This window comes from Sphingomonas sp. S-NIH.Pt3_0716 (genome assembly GCF_003950715.1).
Lineage (GTDB): Bacteria > Pseudomonadota > Alphaproteobacteria > Sphingomonadales > Sphingomonadaceae > Sphingobium > Sphingobium yanoikuyae_A.
The window spans coordinates 1-658 of the sequence record NZ_QLJK01000129.1 but is presented as its reverse complement, the minus strand read 5'-3'; the positions used below and the strand labels follow the sequence as shown (position 1 = coordinate 658).

2 pseudogenes are annotated in these 658 nt (G+C 67.5%); one reads left to right on the top strand and one right to left on the bottom strand.

Annotated features, from left to right (window positions below):
• Positions 1 to 269, top strand: a pseudogene (locus BRX37_RS26425) (polyhydroxyalkanoate synthesis repressor PhaR); the annotation flags it as partial.
• Between the two features lie 67 nt (positions 270 to 336).
• Here BRX37_RS26425 and BRX37_RS26420 read toward each other — a convergent pair.
• A pseudogene (locus BRX37_RS26420) lies at positions 337 to 658 on the bottom strand (phosphomannomutase); the annotation flags it as partial.

Genomic DNA, 658 nt, shown 5'->3' with positions numbered 1-658 from the left:
ATCTGGAGGCGTCGATGGACAGCTTCCGCCGCAACCAGGAACAGTTCAAGTCCGCGGTCGAGGGTGCGTTCGCCAACACGCCGTTCGCCGATCTCGCCAAGCGCAACCTGGCGATGTTCGAGGCGGCGACGCAGGGGTTCAAGCCGGGGGCAGTCACGCCCGCACCGACCCCGACGCCCGCGCCGGCGGCCGGCAAGGATGACGAGATGGCCGCGCTCAAGGCCGAACTCGCCGCGCTGAAGGATAAGATCGAGAAGCTGGGGGAGTAGCCCCCGACATCCTGCTAATCCCAACCACCGTTCAGCCTGAGCGAAGTCGAAGGCCACGCCCCAACGCCTATCGCCGCACGCCCTCCGCCGCGAGATAGCGGTCCAGTTCCGCCAGCACCTGCGCCAATCCGGCATCATCCCGCGCCTCGGCACGCACCGTCAGCGCCGCCTGCGTATTGGACGCGCGCAGCAGCCACCAGCCATCCGTGGTCTTCACCCGGACGCCATCGGTATCGTTGATCTCCGCCCCCTCGGTCCGCAGCGCCGCCGCTACCCGGTCGACGATGGCGAACTTCTCCGCCTCCGCCACCTTGATCCGTGTTTCGGGGATATCGACCATGGCGGGCATGCTTCCCCGCAACTCGGTCATTGAGCGCCCCGCCAGATGT